This is a genomic window from Clostridium sp. OS1-26 (assembly GCF_030915445.1).
Lineage (GTDB): Bacteria > Bacillota > Clostridia > Clostridiales > Clostridiaceae > Clostridium_AM.
On the sequence record NZ_CP133264.1, the window covers coordinates 675,278 to 694,918 of the forward strand.

Sequence of the window (19,641 nt, forward strand, 5' to 3'; positions counted from 1 at the left end):
AAAACAGGTATACAATATTGAAATTGTTACCTGTTTTTTGATATTAATCCTCTGGCAAAATGTCAGATGGTTTTTTATTTAAAGTTATAGATGCTATTATACTATTAGCATCTTCTACAAAAGCTATATCCTCTGATAATTCTAAATTCATAATTCTGTATACATCTCCAATTTCTAATTTAGATAAGTCTACATTTACGCATCTAGGAATTTTTTCTGACTTACACTCAACTTTAACATTACTTTTTTCCTTTTGTACTGCTGCACCTTTTTTCATTATTAAATCTTCACCTGAAAATACTATTGGTATTTCGGTCTGTATAGTTGCATTTTTAGATAATTCTTCAAGATCAATATGCACTATTTTATGGTGTACTGGATCTCTTTGTACTTCCTTAACCAATGTTCTATGTAACTTACCTTCAAACTCCACATTTAGTACAGCGTGTTCACCATTTTTAGCAACTTCTTTATTTAATTCTAACTCACCAATCTCAAACATCATGTTATTTATGTTTCTTCCATATAATATTCCTGGTATTACTCCAGTTCTTCTTACCTTTTTAGCTTCATGCGAAGTACTTTTTTGTCTTTTATGTAACTTCAAATTCTCCATAATAAAAATCCTCTCTCAAAATAATAAATTTCATACTAATCATTATTTACAAACTTTGCTTATATTATTCATTATTTCTATTAACAAAAATATTATTTTATAAAATTTACTCATATTGTTGCATTTACAATATATTTAACATATAATTATATTGGCTTAAATGAAAATGTAGGCTAGCCCTTGAAACATCTGAGTTCAAAGGGCATATTTTTATGAAAGAAGGTGCTTTATCAAGGTGTATAAGTTAGATCAAAATGAAACTCCTTTATTCGATGCATTAATGGAGTATGTAGATAGAGAAACCATCCCTTTCCACGTTCCTGGTCATAAGAAGGGAGTTGGTATGGATGAAGAATTTAAAAATTTTATTGGGGAAAACCCCTTCAAAATTGATGTTACAGTATTTAAGCTAGTTGACAGTCTTCATCATCCTACGGGTCCAATAAAGAAAGCTCAACAATTAGCTGCTGATGCATATGGTTCTGATGCTGCATTTTTTTCAATACACGGTACATCTGGAGCAATACAGGCTATGATTATGTCTGTAGTTTCTGCTGGAGATAAAATAATAATTCCAAGAAATGTTCATAAATCTATTACTGCTGGAATTATATTAAGTGGTGCTATCCCAATATATATGCAACCCGCATTAGATAAGAATGTTGGTATAGCTCATGGGGTAACCCCTGAAACCGTTGAAAAAACTTTAAAAGAAAATCCAGATGCAAAAGCGATATTAATTATAAATCCAACTTATTATGGAGTAGCAACAGACATAAAAAAAATAGCTGATATAGTTCACAGCTATGATATTCCTCTAATTGTTGATGAGGCCCATGGACCACACCTTGGTTTTAATGATAAATTGCCAATGTCAGCAATGCAAGCTGGAGCTGATATTTGTTCCCAAAGCACTCATAAAATAATCGGTGCCTTAACTCAATGTTCATTATTGCAGGTTCGTTCTGAACGCATAGATATAAATAGAGTTCAGCAAGTTTTATCTTTGCTGCAAACAACATCTCCTTCATATATATTAATGGCTTCTTTAGATTGTGCAAGAAGACAAATTGCTCTACATGGCGAAGATCTTCTTAATTCCACTATTGAGCTATGCAATTATGCTAGAGAGCAAATAAACAATATACCTGGTTTTTACTGCTTCGGTAAAGAAATTCTAGGTAATGAAGGAGTGTTTGCCCTCGATCCTACAAAAATAACAATAACTTGTAGAGATCTAGGAATAACAGGTTATGACTTAGATATGATATTATCAAATAAATATCATATACAACTTGAGCTTTCTGACCTATATAATGTATTGGCTGTAGGTTCCTTTGGTGATACTAAAAGCAGCATAGATACTTTATTAAAAGCTCTAAGAGAAATAAGCGATGAGTATTATGGAAAAGGAAATAAAAAATCAGATTTCATTGATATTCCTTCAATACCAACGCAAGTAAAAATACCAAGAGAAGCATTTAACAGTGTAAAAACTCCTGTTTTACTAAAGGATAGTATTGGTATGGTAAGTGGAGAGTTTCTAATGGCTTATCCTCCTGGAATACCTATACTTTGTCCTGGAGAAGAAATTACTCAGGAAATAGTTGATTATGTTCAAACACTTAAAGAAACAGGGTTATATGTTCAAGGAACAGAAGATCCTGAAGTGGAATATATTAAAATTGTTAAGTAATTAAGAACTAAAGATGAGAATACGCTCATTTAGAAATGGGGAAGAATTTGTTTTCATACAAATTCTTCCCCATTTTTTTATCTGGTAGCTATCACCACGATATAACAGATTCTGAAGTTAAGAACTCTGTTTATACCTGCATTCCTTTTTGTAGAGCTTTCTTATTCAACTCCAATGCTTTTGGTGGAACTGTTGTTTCTAGAACACCATTCCAATCTATGTCTTCTAAATTGAGCGCTTTAATCAGTGCTCCAAGTAAAACTACATTTTGTGCTTTTATATTTCCAAGTTCCTCAGCTATTTTAGTTGCATTAACTACTATTGTGTTTTTAACTGTTTGTCTTAGTTTTTCATTAACATTTTCAGGGTACTCTTCCTGTCCTATTAAAACAGGTACTGGATGTATTTCATAATCATTTACTACTAAATATCCATCTTTCTTTAAATGGGAAATCCATCTTGCAGCCTCACTTTTTTCGAATGATACTATAACATCAGCATCTCCTTTTTCTATAAGTGGAGAATATACCTTTTTCCCAAATCTAACCTGAGTACTAACACTGCCTCCTCTTTGGGCCATTCCGTGAACCTCTGACATCTTTACATCATACCCACTTTTTAACAAACCTTCAGTCAAAACCTTTGAAGCAAGTATAGTTCCTTGTCCTCCTACGCCTACGAATAATATGCTTTTAACATCACACATATTTACTCACCAACCTTTTCTATGGCATCGAATTTACATACTTGTTTACATAATTCACAGCCGTTACACATATTTTTATTAATACTTACAACATTATTTTTAAATTCAAGTGCTGGACACCCTGTTTTTAAACAAGCCTTACACTTCTTGCAGTTTTCAGTTTGTATATTGCAGTGCATGTTAGCTCTTCTCTTTATTACGTCCTTCTTTAAAGCACAAGGCTGTTTTGTTATTATTACAAATGGTTCAGTGCTATCGTGTGCAGCTTTTACCGCTTCTTCTGTAGCTTTCAAATTATAAGGGTCTACAACTCTTAGATTTTCTTCCTTAATTCCAAGTGAAAGCACTACCTTTTCAATATCAACAATTGGAGCTGCCTTACCTTGAAGGGTTTTACCAGTACCTGGATTTTCTTGATGTCCAGTCATTGCTGTAATACTATTATCTAATATACAAGTAACAATAGGTGTACTGTTATATATAGAATTAATAAGTCCTGTAATTCCTGAATGGAAGAAAGTTGAGTCTCCTATAAAGGCAAAAACCTTATTATTTCTTCCTGCTATTTGATTTGCTTTTTCTAAACCAATACCAGATGAAACAGATGCACCCATACATACGCAAATATCTGTAACATTAAGCGGTGCAACTAACCCTAATGTATAACATCCTATATCTCCTGATGCTATAACATCTTTGTATTTAGATACAGCATAAAATATTCCTCTATGTGGACATCCAGGGCATAATACTGGCGGTCTTGATGGTGCTTGAATATCAGTTTTATAGCTTTCTACCTTGCTTTCTCCAAGCATAGCTTTTCTTATGATATCTGAGCTTAATTCTCCACAAATAGGAATAATTTCTTTTCCAGTACACTGTATTCCCATAACCTTAATTGCATTTTCAATATATGGTTCATTTTCTTCTACTACATATAGCTTGTCAACTTTTGAAGCAAATTCTTTGATTAGTTTATCTGGCAATGGATAACTCATACCTATTTTTAATATAGAAGCCTTATCACCAAGCACCTCTTTTACATATTGGTATGAAATTCCACTAGTAACAACTCCTATTTTAGAATCTGCCATCTCTATTTTATTTAGGCCACAGCTATTTGAGTACTCCTGTAGTTTTTTAAGTCTTTCTTCAACTTCATAATGTTTTTTTCTAGAATGTGCTGGTATCATAACATACTTTTGAATATTTTTTTCGTAAGGTTTTACTCCTACTTCTTCTCTTTCTCCAAGTTCTACTACACTTTTAGAGTGAGATACCCTTGTTGTAGTTCTAAAAAGAACTACAGTATCAAATTGTTCACTTATTTTAAAAGCTTCCTTCATAAAATCTTTGCATTCCTGTGAATCAGATGGTTCAACCATAGCAATTTTTGCATGTGGTGCAAAAAGTCTATTATCCTGTTCATTCTGAGATGAATGCATACCTGGATCATCTGCACTAACTACAACAAATCCTCCGTTAACTCCCTCATATGCGATAGTGAAAAGTGGGTCTGCAGCTACATTTAGCCCAACATGCTTCATTGTAGTCATACTTCTTGCTCCACCTATAGCTGCACCAGCTGCAACTTCTAAGCCAACCTTCTCATTTGGAGCCCATTCAGCATATATTCCATCATAGGTAGAAAGATTTTCTAATATTTCTGTACTTGGTGTTCCTGGATAAGCTGAAGCAACAGTACATCCAGCTTCATAAGCACCTCTTGCTATAGCTTCGTTACCTGTCATAATTACTTTCATAATTTATAATACCCCCATCCTATCTAATTATAAAATTTTATAAGCTTAATTATAGGGAAATTAACTAGAAAGTTAACTTATACAGAGGGATATGTTTCCAAAGCTGAAGTAGATTTAAAAACTTTGTGCCAGTCTTAGTGAAGGGTTTTAAGAGAACCTTAGAACTTTAGAGTTGTTTGAGCATAGCGAGTTCTCGAAAGTTCTTAGGTTGTCTTGAAACACAAGCTTTAGACTGGCTAAAAGTTTTTAACGTGCTAAAGCTTGGAAACATATCCCGGCGTATAAGTTAACTTTCGGCCTAGAAACCCTATAAACGATTTCAAGTATATTATGAAATTACTGATCCAAGTGCTATTGAATAAAGTTTAGATTCAGCGCTATCGGCTCTCGATACTAGAACTACAGGACACTTAGCTCCCATAATAACTCCTGCACTTTGAGCATTAGCAAAGTATGTCATTGATTTTCCAAGAAAATTACCTGATTCTATATTTGGAACTAAAAGTATATCTGCATCCCCTGCCACATCACTAACAATTCCTTTATGTTCAGCTGCTATCTTAGATATAGCATTGTCTAAGCCTAAAGGACCATCAATTATACATCCCTTGATCTGCCCTCTCTTATTCATTTGGCTAAGTACAGATGCATCTAAAGTTGCTTGCATTCCAGGGTTTACTACTTCAACTGCACAAATTGGTGCTATTTTAGGCATGTCTAATTCTAATTTATGTGCTACCCTAACAGCATTATTTATGATTCCTATTTTATCTTCTAAAGTAGGATATGGAACCATGCCTCCATCAGTTAAAAATATAAGTTTATGATATGTAGGAACTTCGTAAACCATAACATGTGAAAGTAATCCCTTTCCTCTTAACCCTGCTTCTTTATTTAAGACAGCTCTTAATAGATCTGCAGTACCAAGTAATCCTTTCATGATGTAGTGTGCTTGTCCATTAGATACAAATTCAACAGCCTTTGCTGCTGCTTTTAATATGTTTTTTTCATCTACTATTTTTATATTATCTAAGGATAATCCATTTTCTTCAGCTATGCTTTTTATTTTATCTTCATCACCAACTAAAATTGCATCTACGATTCCAAGCTTAACAGCCTCAGTTACTGCACTTAAAACCTCTTTATCATGTGCTGCCGCCACTGATAAAGTCTTTTTTTCTTTTGATTTGGCTAAACTTAAAATTTCATCTAACTTTTTTACCATGATTATTTCCTCCTTATTATATTAATAAGTATCGTAAGTCAAATATTTATAATAACTAATTTTCTAAATATTTGCACTTAATAATAATTATAGCATCAGATTATGGCATTTACAATGCACAGTTATACTGCTAATGAATTTAAAGCTTTATAAAATAAGATAAGTGATAAATTCAAAAGGAATTTATCACTCATTAGATATTCTTTACTATTTAGTATATAATTCTATCAGTAACATCTTTTACTGTTTTACAACCTGTTAATACCATAGCTGATTTTAATTCGCTTTTTAAAGTATCTACATAAAGCTTAACGCCTTCTCGTTGTGCACCAAAAGAAGCCGTTACAAAAGGCCTTCCAATAAGTACAGCATCAGCTCCTAATGCTATCATTTTAAGAACGTCTACACCATTTCTTACTCCACCATCTGCAAGTATTGTAACCTTACCTTTAACAGCCTGTGCTATTTCAGGAAGTACATCTGCAACTCCAGGAGTTTGGTCTAATACTCTTCCCCCATGGTTAGAAACTACTATTGCATCAACACCAGCCTTAACAGCAAGTTCCGCTTCATCTGCTGTCATTACTCCTTTTAATATAAATGGTAATTTTGTACTATTTACAATTTCTTTAATATCTTCTACAGTTTTAGGACCAACTGGTTTCCCATGAAGCGCTAAAGTTATAAGACCTGCAGCGTCTATATCCATTCCAACAGCAAAAGCTCCTGCTTCCTCAGCAAGCTTAATTTTCTTTATTACATTACTATTTTCCCAAGGCTTTATTATGGCAATTCCTTCTCCATTAAATTTCTTCAATTGTTCTAAATTTGTTATTAAGAATGAGTCTACAGCAGTATCTCCTACCATAGGATAAACACCTGAGTCCAAGCATCCACCTATCACCCATGAAATATATTCTTCTTCTGTAAACTTGCCGCCCATATTTAATGTAGTACCAGATACAGGGGCAGCAAATACTGGAACATCCATCTTCTTTCCAAACAGTTCAATTGAAGTATCAGGGTCTTTAGCATCATGTATTACTCTCATATTTAATTTGTATGAATCTAAAGCTTCTACGTTAGCTAAGAATGCATCGCCAGTTCCTTTTCCACCCATCCCTGGTACTTCTCCAGCACAGGCTTTACCATTGCACACTGGGCAAACTCTGCAGCTTCCATTTAGATTTTCACGAGCGCTTTTTAATAATTCTTTGTAGTTCATTAATATCTCCCCCTTCTTTTGACCTACCTAAACATCCTTTGGGGTTAAATGCCCAAATAGCATTTAACGGTTACCCTGCCTTAGATCGAAGACAATACCTCATCTGATGTATATTCTATTTAATGAAACTCCTCTTCGCAAACTCTAAGAAGCAAGCGATTTATACAAAATCATCACTCTGTGTAAGCGATCATCTCAAAATCAACACTCTGTGTAAGTGACTATCACCAAATCAAAGATTTGGGATATCTACTTAAGATTTTGGATGTCTGCTTAAGATTTTGATTCTCTGCTTATGTAAAAATTACTGATAGGCCATCGTTCCTTTAAAGTATTAAATTATTTAGGTTCACAATTTAATTATAGTTTATTAGTTTTAAATCTCAACTATTATTTTGAGAATTAAAGAATCTTTAATTTATTATTTATTTTCTATACCTATATTATCAATGTCATCTTCTTCAGTATAAACCTTAATTCCATTTCTTTTTAAAAGTTCAGCAGTGACCCCATTCCCATCAATCTTACTTCCTGTAAATGTTCCATCATAAATTTTACCAAATCCACAGGAAGGACTTCTAGCCTTTAGTATGGCTACCTTTGCATCACATTCTTTTGCTATTTTAAGAGTTTCATATGCTCCTCTTATAAATTCTTCTGTAGCATCATCACCTTCTGGTCCTAAAATTCTAGCCTTTCCATCTAATATATCGGCACCTGTTCCTTTAAATATCTCGTGTGCAGCTCTAGGTGTACTTTGCCCTCCTAGTTGTTCTGGGCAAACTGGTATAGCTTTACCCTCTCTCAAAAGCTTTAGCACTCTTTCATCCAGGTTATTTCCACCATTATACTTAGTATTAATTCCACATAAACAAGCACTTACTATAATCATTAAATCACCCCTAATTATATAAACTAAGTTCTAGAGCTAACCACCTTGAAAGTTAACTTATACAGAGGGATATGTTTCCAAAGCTGAGTGTGCATTTAAAAACTTTGTGTCAGTCTTAGCGAAGGGTTTTAAGACAATCTTAGAACTTAGATACTGTTTGAGCAGAGCGAGTTTATCTAAGTTCTTAGGTCGTCTAAAACACAAGCTTTAGACTGACTAAAAGTTTTTACCGTACCAAAGCTTGGAAACATAGACCGTCGTATAAGTTAACTTTCGGTACTACATCTTTTATTTTAACTCTACTACTGTAACTCCAGTTCCACCTTCTCCATACTCTCCTAATCTATAATTTTTCACATGAGTATGTCTTTTAAGCATGTCATTTATTGCATTTCTAAGAACTCCTGTGCCTTTACCATGAATAATGGTTACTTCCTTTAATCCAGCCATATAAGCATCATCTAAATATTTATCCACAGTATACGATGCCGCTATTGAATCCATTCCTCTTAAATCTACAGATGAAGAAACAGATCTTAAATTTAGTTTTGCTTCCCTTTTCATCATTTTCTTTTCTTCTTTTGATTGACCTTTAGAAGCTCTTAAATCTTTAAGCTTAACATTTATTTTCATAATGCCAGCTTGAACCTGTACCTCTCCCTTGTTGTCAGGCTTTGACAATACAATAACTTTTTGATTTAAAGAAGGTAAGAAAACCTCTTGGCCTTCCTTTACAACTTTTAACTCTTCGCCATCTTCCTTATTAACATAATTTGCTTTACTCTCAGCATCTTCAAGCTTTTCTTTGAGTTTTCTTCTCTCCACTTCTAACTTTTGTCTTACATCAGAGGCATATCCCATCTTCTCAAGCTCTCTCATTTCTTTAAGAATTTGATCCGCCTCTTCTTTAGCTTCTTTAATAATTTTCTTTGCTTCCCTTTGAGCCTCAATTAAAGCTTTTTCTCTTGTATTTTGCAGGCTATACATTTTTTCTTCATACTTATCTTTTATTTTTGCTGCCTCAAATTTTAATATTTCTGTCTCTCTTGCATGATTTTCAGCCTTTATACTTTTTTCTTGAAGATTCTGTATTAAATCTTCAAATTTGAGAGCTTCACTGGCAATACTTTCTTTTGCATCTCCTATTATAAATTCAGGAAGACCTAACCTCTTTGATATTTCAAAGGCATTTGATTTTCCTGGTACTCCAATTAGAAGCCTGTATGTAGGTCTTAAAGTTTCTACATCAAATTCTACTGAAGCATTTTCAACTTTTTCTGTTTTTAAAGCATAAGCTTTAAGCTCACTATAGTGAGTTGTAGCTACTATTCTACAACTTCTTTTTTTCAAATGTTCCAATATAGATACTGCTAGTGCAGCTCCTTCAGTTGGATCAGTTCCTGCACCAAGCTCATCAAATAATATTAATGATTTTTCATCAGCATTTTTTATAATATTTACTATATTAGTCATGTGAGATGAGAAAGTAGATAAGCTTTGTTCAATGCTTTGCTCATCTCCTATATCTGCAAACACTTCTTTAAAAAAGCTTACAGTAGAGTTCTCTCTCGCAGGTATCATAAGACCACTTAAAGCCATAATCTGCAATAATCCTATAGTTTTCAATGTAACAGTTTTACCTCCGGTATTAGGACCTGTTATAACTAACGAAGTGAACTCTCTTCCTAGATGCATGCTCATTGGCACTGCTATTTTTCTATCAATTAACGGGTGTTTTGCCTCTATAATATCAACCACGCCTTCATCATTTACTATAGGAGCTGTACAATTTGATTCACTAGCAAATTTGGCTTTTGCGAATATAAAATCTAACTCCCATACAATGCTGGCATTGTTCTTAACTACTGTTATATTGTCATAAACTTTTCCTGAAAGTTCAGCTAAAATTCTATCTATTTCAGCCTTCTCCTTAAGCATAAGTTCTTTAATTTCATTATTTAGATTAACTAAACTCATAGGCTCAATGTACAAGGTAGCTCCGCTAGAGCTTTGATCATGAACAAGTCCTGGTACTGAACCTTTATGTTCAGCTCTAACAGGAAGAACATATCTGTCTCCCCTCATAGTATATAAGTTATCTTGAAGGTATGCTGAATAGCTTCTTATAAGAGAGTTAACCTTCTCCCTTACTGATGCATTTTTATCCTTTAACGACCTTCTTATGTTATAAAGTGTTGAACTTGCTCTATCAGAAATTTCCTCCTCACTTTCTATAGCTATAAATATCTGCTCTTCAATATTTTTTAAAGGAACAATACCCTCGCATATATCTTCTATCACTCTAAAGGATTCCTCTTCTTCTTTATGGGATATATAATCTTTGAATTTTCTTGCAGCTCTGAGTACTGCTGCTATCTTTAAAAGCTGGCCCGGCATAAGGGTAGAACCTTTTTCAGCCATACTTATTCCACTTCTAATATCATAAACTCCCTCAAAAGGAGGCGCTCCCTTAGTAACTAACAATTTGAACGCTTCTTTTGTTTCTTCTAAATGTTCCCTCACCTCATAAATGTTATCATAAGGTTTTAGGTTATCTATTAAATCTTTCCCTGCACTAGTAACGTTGTACTTCTTTAATTGCTCTTTTATTTTGTCAAATTCTAAAATTTTTAAAGCTCTATCATTCATTATATTAACCACCTTTTCATCTAAGGCACTATATAGATTATTCTACTCCCCTTTTATAATGCCCTCTTGTAAACTTGCTTAAATCATCTTTCCAGCATTCTTCTTTAACGGACTCTAAAATTCTTTTAGCTTCATCATAGCTTTCATCTATTAAATCAACTCTATAAGATCTTATGCCCATTGTTCTCAATTCTCTAATATTAGATATTAAATTAGTAGGAACATTATTATAAATATAGCTTCTGCAGAATCTATCATTTTTTAGAACAAATTCCTCTCCTTTTCTATCTTTTAAAACAAATTGTCCTTTTTCACAAGCTCTGCTGCAGTCTTTACATGCACTTTTACCACCAAATACACTTCCAATAGGACAGTATTCACTTACCATAAGCTCAACTTTTCCATAAACTAATATCTGTGTCGGAGATTTATCTTTCTTAACTATATCTGACAACTCTTTTCTATTTAATTCAACACTTAAACAGTTTCCGCATAGAAATTTGTTATAGAAGTCTAATGCATAGCTATTAAATATATTTAATTTATAATCTCCTAGTATTTTTGTATTTTTACTAAACTTATGTATTATTCCCATATTAGCAGTTATTAATCCTTCTATATCTGTAAGCCTTGATTCTATAGAATCACAAATATAGTTAAACTCCGATTTTATTATATTGGGAATCTTAAAAAATACTTTTTTACCTTTCAGTTTATCCAAGCAGTTAAAGCCTAAATTAGAAAATGGATTTATAGCCGCATATTGAAAATCTGATTTAAGAAATGCTCTAACATGTTCTTCATTATTCAAGAATATTATAGTATTAGGAATTTCTGAATAATTTGTTTTAGCATTATTAATTGCTAAATTATTATTTTCACTATTATTCTCTCTTTCTAGTTTGTTTTTATCTTTTTCTAGTTTTACTAATTTATCTTTGTTGTCAGAAGTCAATATGTGCTCTTCTATCTTAGTTAGCAGTTCTCTTCTTATTTCATTTATGGAGGATACAGGTAAAAATCCTTCTTCAAAACCTACAAAGTCTATTTCTGTAAATTTAAATGGAATATCTCCAGTTTTACTTAGACTTTCAATAATTCTTTCTCTATCCAGTGGCCTCTTTATAGCTTTTTGAACAATCTCACCTTTTACTTCAAAAGTATTATCTTTATATGATGTAGATAACTCTATTGGCTCTCCAACTTTAAATTTTACCTTAAGTTCTAAGTCCATTTTTCTTTCAAATGCATTTTTATAAAAAGTCTCTAGTTCTTTTAAAAGCCTTGAATCAGAGGTTTTAAATAAAACATCTCCATTTTTATATTCCTGAGGAAGTAACTTTATCTTATCTCCTTTAAATGCTTCATCAACTTCTTTTCCATTTTTTAATATCTTTGAAATAATAAAGCCATTTTCACCACTTCTTATTCCATCTTTTAAGGATACATTCTCTTTTAATACTAGTGTTAAATCCTTTTGAACTTTTCCAAGCTCAACCCCTGTATTCTTTGGGAATGAATAAGCCATCATATCTTTGCCAGTATTACCAAATAGGTATGCTCTAGAGAATCCTTCTCTATTAAATAGCTGCATAAGCTTTTTCTTTTCATGTTCTAAGTCAAAGCCTTTGCTATAATCCAAATTCTCACCTGGTGAACTTTTATAGTATTCATCGATTGCTTTTCTATACGCTTGAACAACGCCTGCTACGTACTCTGGCCTTTTCATCCTTCCTTCTATTTTCAGTGAAGCTGTACCGCTTTCAATTATTTCTTTTACATTTTCTACAGTACATATATCCTTTGGGCTTAATATGTACCCTTTTTTCTCTGACTTATTTTTTTTATCAATAATTGTATATGGAAGTCTGCAGGGCTGTGCGCATCTTCCTCTATTGCCACTTCTGCCACCAATCATACTACTCATTAAACATTGTCCTGAATAACAAACACAAAGTGCCCCATGAACAAATATTTCTGTTTCCACACCCAAATCCTTAGATATATATCTTATTTCGTCTATTGAAAGTTCTCTAGAAAGAACTACTCTTTTAAATCCAAGATTTGTTAAAAGTAAAGCTCCTTCAGCATTATGAATTGTCATCTGAGTAGAAGCATGTAATTCAAATTCTGGTAAATGCTTTCTAACTAAACTTGCAAATCCCATATCTTGTATTATAAGCGCATCTACACCTATTTTGTATAATAACTTTGCATACTCCAATGCTTCATTTATTTCATTTTCTTTCAAAATAGTATTTATAGTTATATATACTTTTACATTATATAAGTGACAGTATTGAACTGCTTTAATCATGTTTTCATCATCAAAGTTCGATGCATAGGCTCTAGCAGAAAACTTATTTCCACCTAGATATACTGCATCTGCTCCTGCCTGTACCGCTGCATATAGGCTCTCAATGCTGCCTGCAGGCGCTAGTAGTTCTATTCTTCTCATGTTCATCTCTCCTAAAATATTCTAAAGTTCATTATACAATAGATTAAGCATATTTAAAATGTCATATTCACTATTATTTATCTCCCTCTAATATATTTTTAATAACAAGGATTAATCATGTATTATATAATAGCATAATAAAAGCAGTTATTATATTTGTAGAAACAACCCATTTATAATAACTACTTCTATAGAATCAGAATTCTATATCGCTCATCCAATCTTGATTATCTAAATACCATTCTATAGTTTTCTTTATTCCCACCTCAAAGTTAGTTTCTGGACACCACCCTAGTTCATTTTTTATTTTAGTTGGATCTATTCCATATCTTTTATCATGTCCTTTTCTATCTTCTACATATCTAATTAAATCCTCTGTTATCTTATTATCTACATTTTCATGCAAATATTTTATAACTATCTTAACTATTTCAATATTAGTTTTTTCATTATGTCCACCTACATTATAAATCTCTCCTACTTTTCCTTTATTTATAACCCTATCTATTGCCTTACAATGGTCTTCCACATATAGCCAATCTCTTATATTTAATCCATCTCCATACACAGGTATACATTTATAGTTTAAACAATTATTTATTAACAATGGTACTAGCTTTTCAGGAAATTGATATGGTCCGTAATTATTTGAACACCTTGTTATATTTATTGGCATTCTATAGGTATCATAATAAGCTTTAACGATTAAATCAGCACTAGCCTTACTTGCAGAATATGGGCTATGAGGATCTAATGGTGTTGTTTCAATAAAGTAATCATTTTCTCCAAGTGAACCATATACCTCATCTGTTGATATTTGAATATACTTTTTTCCTTTTTTAAAGCCTGTTTTTGTTTCCCATAATTTTTTGGCCGTGCTTAATAATGTAACTGTTCCAAATACATTAGTCTTTACAAATATTTCTGGTTCTCTTATACTTCTATCCACATGGGATTCTGCTGCAAAGTTTACGATGTGATCTATATCATAGTTCTTAAATAATTCTTCTACTAATTCTTTATCGCATATGTCCCCTTTAACAAATACATAGTTAGGTTTATTTTCTACCTCTTTAAGGTTTTCTAAATTTCCTGCATAAGTGACTTTATCTAAGTTTATAATTCTTATGCTGGAATATTTGTTTAACATATATATAACAAAGTTAGATCCAATAAATCCAGCTCCACCTGTAATTAAATAAGTTTTCATACTCTCCTCCAAATTTTAATATTAAAATTACTATACTTTCTTTAATAAAAAATGCTCTATTTTCCTAAAAATTAAGAAACTAAAGCACCTTCTATTACTCTTCTATATCATATAGTTTTTCATATTTTACTAATACTTTTTTGATACATAATCCTCATAATACCTACTTTACATTACTTATCCAACATAATTCTCTAAAATTTTATTAATTTTATTAACATCCTTCGTAATTAATCTTAATCCCTTATTATGAATTCGATGATAAAATTTATCAGTTGTATTATTAGGCGTATTAGTTGAATGAACATGATAAACAAAATTTCTCTTATCTATAATCTCATGAGGTAACTGTATAGCACCTGGATGTCCACCAGGCAGCGTGTATCTTAAACCATTAATATATTCTTTTGATTTATATATAAGTGTATAAAATGGTGGGCTTTTAGAAAAATAATCTGCTAATCGTTTTCCCACTGAGTCGTATAAATAACCTTTTTGATTAATAATTGCCTTTGTCTCTGACTTGGGTTCGAAGTCAGCTAATTGTTGCACATAGGATATATGATACATATCATCACAATCTATCCTTACTAAATACACATATTCAAAGTCTTTTATTTCTTCCTTCAATTTAACACTATACAAATTACTACTTACAAACTTAACATTTTCGGGTAATTTTTTATATCTACTAATTGAGTTCTGTACAAGATCTTCAGTTGTCTTATTATAAAGAAGATAAGACGTGAAATCTTGATTAGTTTGTGCTTTAAAACTATGCAAAGTATAATTCATAAAGATATCCATTCTAGTATCAATCCATTTTTTAGTAAGTGCTATCTTACTTTTTGAAGGAACGTTATTGAAACGGCTAACTATAATAATTTTCTTTTGTTTCATTTACCACTCATCCCCTTTTAAATTTATTTAAACCTAATTCTATTTAACCCTTTTTCTCTTTACAATATCTTATAATCTCTACTTAAAATATAACTTAAATCCATATCTCTAGATAATTCATTTGCATAAGCTAATGATTGAAAAGTCCCTGCATCTATCCACCAGCTTTGGAGAATATCATAAGTTAATGTGTTGTCTTTTATATATGAATTATTAACATCCGTAATTTCAAGTTCTCCTCTACTAGATGGTTTTAGGTTTTTAATAATATTAAAAACTCTACAGTCATACATATATATTCCTGTAACGCAATAATTGCTTTTTGGAACCTTAGGTTTTTCGTCTATATTAATAATTTTATCTCCTCGAAGTTCTGCTATTCCATATCTTTCTGGGTCTTTAACTGGTTTTATTAATACTTTAGCTCCTTTGTCTTGTTTTTCAAAATTAGATACATACTCTCTTATATTATCTGCAAATATATTGTCTCCTAAGATTACGACACATTTGTCATTATCAACAAAATCCTCACATAAACCTAATGCATGAGCAATTCCACCAGGTTGATCCTGAATTCTATAGGTAAAATTTACGCCATATTCGTAGCCACTACCAAAGCTGTTGGCAATAACCCCCATGTGCTCTTTACCTAAAATAATCATAATATCATTTATTCCTGCTTGTTTCATTTTAGCTATTGAATGGTCTATCATTTGGGTATTTCCCAACGGGAAGTAAATGTTTGCTTATTACTTGAGTCAAAGGAAATAATCTTGAACCGGTTCCCCCAGCTAATATAATTCCTTTCACTATTATTCAACTCCTATTAATGTCATAACTGAAAGTTTTTTAAACTCTTCAATTAACACTAAATTATTCTTTATATTTCTAATGCTCATATATACTATGTCTTGCTAGTATTTGTTGATACCTATAAGTTTACACTTTTGATAAATAAATATATTACTATAATACTAATATGATTCTTTATTCAACCAGGTTCAATCTACAAAACTATAGTGTTAATAAAATAAGAGTAAAGCCGCATCCAATCATTACCTAGCAACTTTACCCTTAGATAAATGCAAGAATATAGTATTTATCCTCTCCAATCAATGAGACATTCTACATTGCTTACATCAAAACATGGGATATTTAGTTTTTCTCTAACCAGTTTTCTCTCAGCAAAGGAATTATCAATAAATATACTTTTTTTATCGATATCCATATGCTTATATTTAAAATCACTTGGATCTACTTCAATAATTTTATCAAATAGCTTATCTGATATCTTTAAGTTCTTAAGCGTTTCCTCAATACTATTTTCATGCTTAGTTATTAATATTATCTCTTTATTATTATTTAAACACTGGTATAAGAACATAAACATATACTGATTATAATACTTTTTATCAAAAACAAGCGTATCATCAAAATCAATATATACTCTTTCATATTCAATATCTAATTTATATCTATTTATTAGTATTCTATCTACCTCTATATCATAACTATTAGGCAAAATATCTATATCTTCCTCACTAAAATCTAATGTAGATAACAATGGAAAATTAACATCTAAATTTCTACTTAAGCAAGAGGTACCAGCAAGTCTTGTAGATATCTCTAATAATTTATATTTTTGATTTTTATCTTTTTTTAGTTGAAAAAACCAATATCCTCTAAAACTTAATTCTTTATTTATTATATCAGCTATTTTATAAACTTCATTTTCAACACTTATTTTTTTAGAATTTACACTCATTCCTGCTAAAATTCTCTCTCTAGTTCTTGCACATATAAACCGTAAATCTGACTTTCTATCTGTAAAACAATCTACCGAAATTTCTTCTCCTGGCAAGTATTCACATATTAGTAGTTTAGGATTTTTATTAATGTAAAATTCTAATTCTTTTCTATTACTAGCTAAAAAGGTTCCTTTCCCGCCTTGTCCATCATCAGGTTTTAGAAAAACAGGAAAATTGTTAACTTCATCAGTACTGTTGTAAACTGATGGAATGAAATCATATTTTTTAAATTTATTATAAATTAGAGATTTATAACGGCAAGCTTTAGTTGTTTCTAAATTTGAACATACTATCTTTGGCAAAATATTTTTTTCATTTTTCATTAAATACATTGCTACTGTATCATGAGTTGGAATAACGAAATCAATATTATATTTTTTAATTACTTTATTAAACTCATCAATGAAGTTTTCTTCAGCTATATTGGGTAACCCTCCTATATAGTTCTTATATATATATCTTCCATGATCTTCGACACTTGAGGCACCAAATAACTCAATTCTCAAACAACTTCTAAGTGCAAAATTTATATCAACTGCCATAACTGACCCACAAGGGAAAACTAAAACTCTTTTTTTCAAAGTATCCACCCACTCATCATATCAACTGATATTCATCTAATAACCTTTTTGTTTCTTCTTTAGAATTAAACATCAGTACATCGATTATTGATAAACTTTGTATAAAATTATTGTTAAATTGTTTATATTTTATATCCTTCATCTTTATAAAATTAAGTTTAATATTATTTTTTTCAAAGTTATCTTTTGAATACAACTGTATTCCACCAATAGGATTAATATACCAAGAAGATTTCAAACATTTATTTATTCCAATTACTCTTTCTTCTCCTTTTAAACTATTATTTTTGCATAACTTAGAAGACATACTAATATCGGATTCAATTCCTATATAGTTGCAAATCTCTATAATACTCATCGTGTTAAACTCAGAAACATTTTTTATATTTTGCTTTAATATATTTATTATAAGTTTATAAATATCATGAAAGTTTGGTGATTTTTTATAGGCAATTTCTATATTCCTTAACAATTTATTTGACTCTTGCTCAAAATTGCTAGCATAATATCTTTCATTAATATTTTTGTAATAATGCTCCTTCTTTACACTAAATGTAAAATTAAATTTAGTGTTATTAATTAAAATGCTATTTCTATTTATCCAACCACCTTTAATATATTGAACATCATCATGGATAACAAATTTGTCCACAGCATTTATAAGTTGAAAATATCCTAAATACGGAAATAAATACGGTTGCATTATACCAACTTTCATTATATAACCTCTTTTAGTATTCTTATTATATTATCTAATTCCTTTTCACCTAAAGTATCATATATAGGTAAACATAATATTCTGCTGGAAATACTACTAGACACTGGAACTACAAATTTTTTGCTAATATACGGCAATGTGTTCAATGATGGGTAAAAATATCTTCTTGGATTAATTTGATTTTGATTTAAATTTTCTTTTGCTCTTAAAAGAGTTTCTTCTGAATCAAAAACGACTGGAAAATATGCATAATTCGGTGTACTATGAATGTTTTGTTTTTGTAACTGTAATTCTTTAGGTAAATTATTAGCATAATAATCATATACTCTTTTTCTTCCATCTAAAATATCTTGCATATTATCTAACACACATAACCCCATAGCTGCTTGAAACTCATTCATTTTAGAATTTGTTCCTAAGATTTCTACTCGTTCTCCGTCTCTTATTCCGAAGCTAACCATTACCTTGACTTTTTCATATAATTCGTCATTATTTACAACAATAGCTCCTCCTTCAATAGTATGAAAGAGTTTTGTGCTATGAAAACTTATAGTAGATATATCTCCATAACTTAGAATGCTTTTTCCTTTATAGTTTACTCCAAAAGCATGCGCTGCATCATAAATAACTTTTAGCTTATGCTGCTTAGCAATATTCTCAATTTTATCAATCTCACATGCATTTCCAAATACATGTACTGGGACTATAGCACAAGTTTCATCTTCAATTAAACAACTAATTTTAGAATAATCCATATTAAATGTTTCTCTATCAATATCTACATACTTTGGTCTTAAGCCTTCCCATACAAGACTACTTGATGTAGCTGCAAAACTAAATGGAGTTGTTAATACTTCTCCTTTCAATTCTAATGCTTTATATGCAATCTGAAGTGCTAAAGTTCCATTTGAAACTAAGACTAGATTTTTTACGCCTAGATATTCTTCAAGTCTCCTTTGTAATTCTTGAACAAACTGTCCATTATTAGTTAACCATCCTGATTCAAATATTTTATCAATATATTTTTTATATTTATTTATATCTGGCAAATGAGATTTTGTAACATTAATCATTTTATCAACCAGCCTTCTGTCCTATTATTAAATATTATAAACATGTTAATGACAATTTTTTACACAGAATCTCTTTAAACAGTTAAACTATGCTAAATATTGTTTTTTATATAAAATATTT

The 19,641-nt window shown here is 31.0% G+C and carries 16 protein-coding genes; 1 reads left to right on the plus strand and 15 read right to left on the minus strand.

The genetic code is table 11. The features are described from left to right. Positions 1 to 43: 43 nt before the first annotated feature. The gene (locus RCG18_RS03390; protein ID WP_308040027.1) at positions 44 to 616 is read right to left on the minus strand and encodes a 50S ribosomal protein L25; all 573 of its coding nucleotides are present in this window, start codon (positions 614 to 616) and stop codon (positions 44 to 46) included. A gap of 235 nt (positions 617 to 851) precedes the next feature. Here RCG18_RS03390 and RCG18_RS03395 point away from each other — a divergent pair, with 235 nt between their 5' ends. Beyond that, positions 852 to 2,312 (plus strand): aminotransferase class I/II-fold pyridoxal phosphate-dependent enzyme, encoded by a 1,461-nt coding sequence (locus tag RCG18_RS03395; protein WP_308040028.1) that lies wholly within the window; start codon positions 852 to 854, stop codon positions 2,310 to 2,312. Positions 2,313 to 2,442: 130 nt separating this feature from the next. On the opposite strand, the gene RCG18_RS03400 is transcribed toward RCG18_RS03395, so the two are convergent. The 14 genes from RCG18_RS03400 to RCG18_RS03460 all read right to left on the minus strand — a co-directional run bounded on the left by RCG18_RS03400 (position 2,443) and on the right by RCG18_RS03460 (position 19,520). Then, positions 2,443 to 3,018 carry an indolepyruvate oxidoreductase subunit beta gene (locus RCG18_RS03400; RefSeq protein WP_308040029.1) on the minus strand — a complete coding sequence of 192 codons (576 nt, stop codon included), beginning with the start codon at positions 3,016 to 3,018 and terminating at the stop codon, positions 2,443 to 2,445. 2 nt (positions 3,019 to 3,020) lie between these two features. Beyond that, entirely contained in the window at positions 3,021 to 4,781 is a 1,761-nt protein-coding gene (iorA, locus tag RCG18_RS03405) for an indolepyruvate ferredoxin oxidoreductase subunit alpha (RefSeq protein ID WP_308040030.1), read from the minus strand. A 328-nt stretch (positions 4,782 to 5,109) separates the two neighbouring features. Further along, positions 5,110 to 6,006 (minus strand): phosphate butyryltransferase, encoded by an 897-nt coding sequence (locus RCG18_RS03410; protein ID WP_308040031.1) that lies wholly within the window; start codon positions 6,004 to 6,006, stop codon positions 5,110 to 5,112. 211 nt (positions 6,007 to 6,217) lie between these two features. Continuing rightward, positions 6,218 to 7,231, minus strand: coding sequence for an alpha-hydroxy-acid oxidizing protein (locus RCG18_RS03415; RefSeq protein ID WP_308040032.1), 1,014 nt, complete (start codon positions 7,229 to 7,231; stop codon positions 6,218 to 6,220). 421 nt (positions 7,232 to 7,652) lie between these two features. Further along, entirely contained in the window at positions 7,653 to 8,123 is a 471-nt protein-coding gene (locus tag RCG18_RS03420; RefSeq protein WP_308040033.1) for a DUF523 domain-containing protein, read from the minus strand. A 288-nt stretch (positions 8,124 to 8,411) separates the two neighbouring features. Then, a complete protein-coding gene (locus RCG18_RS03425; protein WP_308040034.1) occupies positions 8,412 to 10,772 on the minus strand; it encodes an endonuclease MutS2 in 2,361 nt (786 codons plus the stop codon). 37 nt (positions 10,773 to 10,809) lie between these two features. Continuing rightward, a complete protein-coding gene (locus RCG18_RS03430; protein ID WP_308040035.1) occupies positions 10,810 to 13,230 on the minus strand; it encodes a DUF3656 domain-containing protein in 2,421 nt (806 codons plus the stop codon). Positions 13,231 to 13,426: 196 nt separating this feature from the next. Continuing rightward, positions 13,427 to 14,440 (minus strand): dTDP-glucose 4,6-dehydratase, encoded by a 1,014-nt coding sequence (rfbB, locus tag RCG18_RS03435; RefSeq protein ID WP_308040036.1) that lies wholly within the window; start codon positions 14,438 to 14,440, stop codon positions 13,427 to 13,429. Between the two features lie 177 nt (positions 14,441 to 14,617). Further along, a complete protein-coding gene (locus RCG18_RS03440) occupies positions 14,618 to 15,340 on the minus strand; it encodes a glycosyltransferase (RefSeq protein ID WP_308040037.1) in 723 nt (240 codons plus the stop codon). Positions 15,341 to 15,399: 59 nt separating this feature from the next. Beyond that, complete coding sequence (locus RCG18_RS03445; RefSeq protein WP_308040038.1) at positions 15,400 to 16,053, minus strand: sugar phosphate nucleotidyltransferase; 654 nt, start codon at positions 16,051 to 16,053, stop codon at positions 15,400 to 15,402. After that, on the minus strand, positions 16,031 to 16,150 hold the full coding sequence (locus tag RCG18_RS28960) for a sugar phosphate nucleotidyltransferase (protein WP_374119027.1): 120 nt from the start codon (positions 16,148 to 16,150) through the stop codon (positions 16,031 to 16,033). Before RCG18_RS28960 ends, RCG18_RS03445 begins: the two co-directional genes overlap by 23 nt. Before the next feature lie 289 nt (positions 16,151 to 16,439). Further along, entirely contained in the window at positions 16,440 to 17,729 is a 1,290-nt protein-coding gene (locus RCG18_RS03450; protein WP_308040039.1) for an ATP-grasp domain-containing protein, read from the minus strand. A 16-nt stretch (positions 17,730 to 17,745) separates the two neighbouring features. After that, on the minus strand, positions 17,746 to 18,447 hold the full coding sequence (locus tag RCG18_RS03455; protein ID WP_308040040.1) for a WbqC family protein: 702 nt from the start codon (positions 18,445 to 18,447) through the stop codon (positions 17,746 to 17,748). After that, positions 18,447 to 19,520, minus strand: a complete 1,074-nt coding sequence (locus tag RCG18_RS03460) for a DegT/DnrJ/EryC1/StrS family aminotransferase (protein ID WP_308040041.1) — start codon at positions 19,518 to 19,520, stop codon at positions 18,447 to 18,449. Before RCG18_RS03460 ends, RCG18_RS03455 begins: the two co-directional genes overlap by 1 nt. Between the last annotated feature and the right edge of the window lie 121 nt (positions 19,521 to 19,641).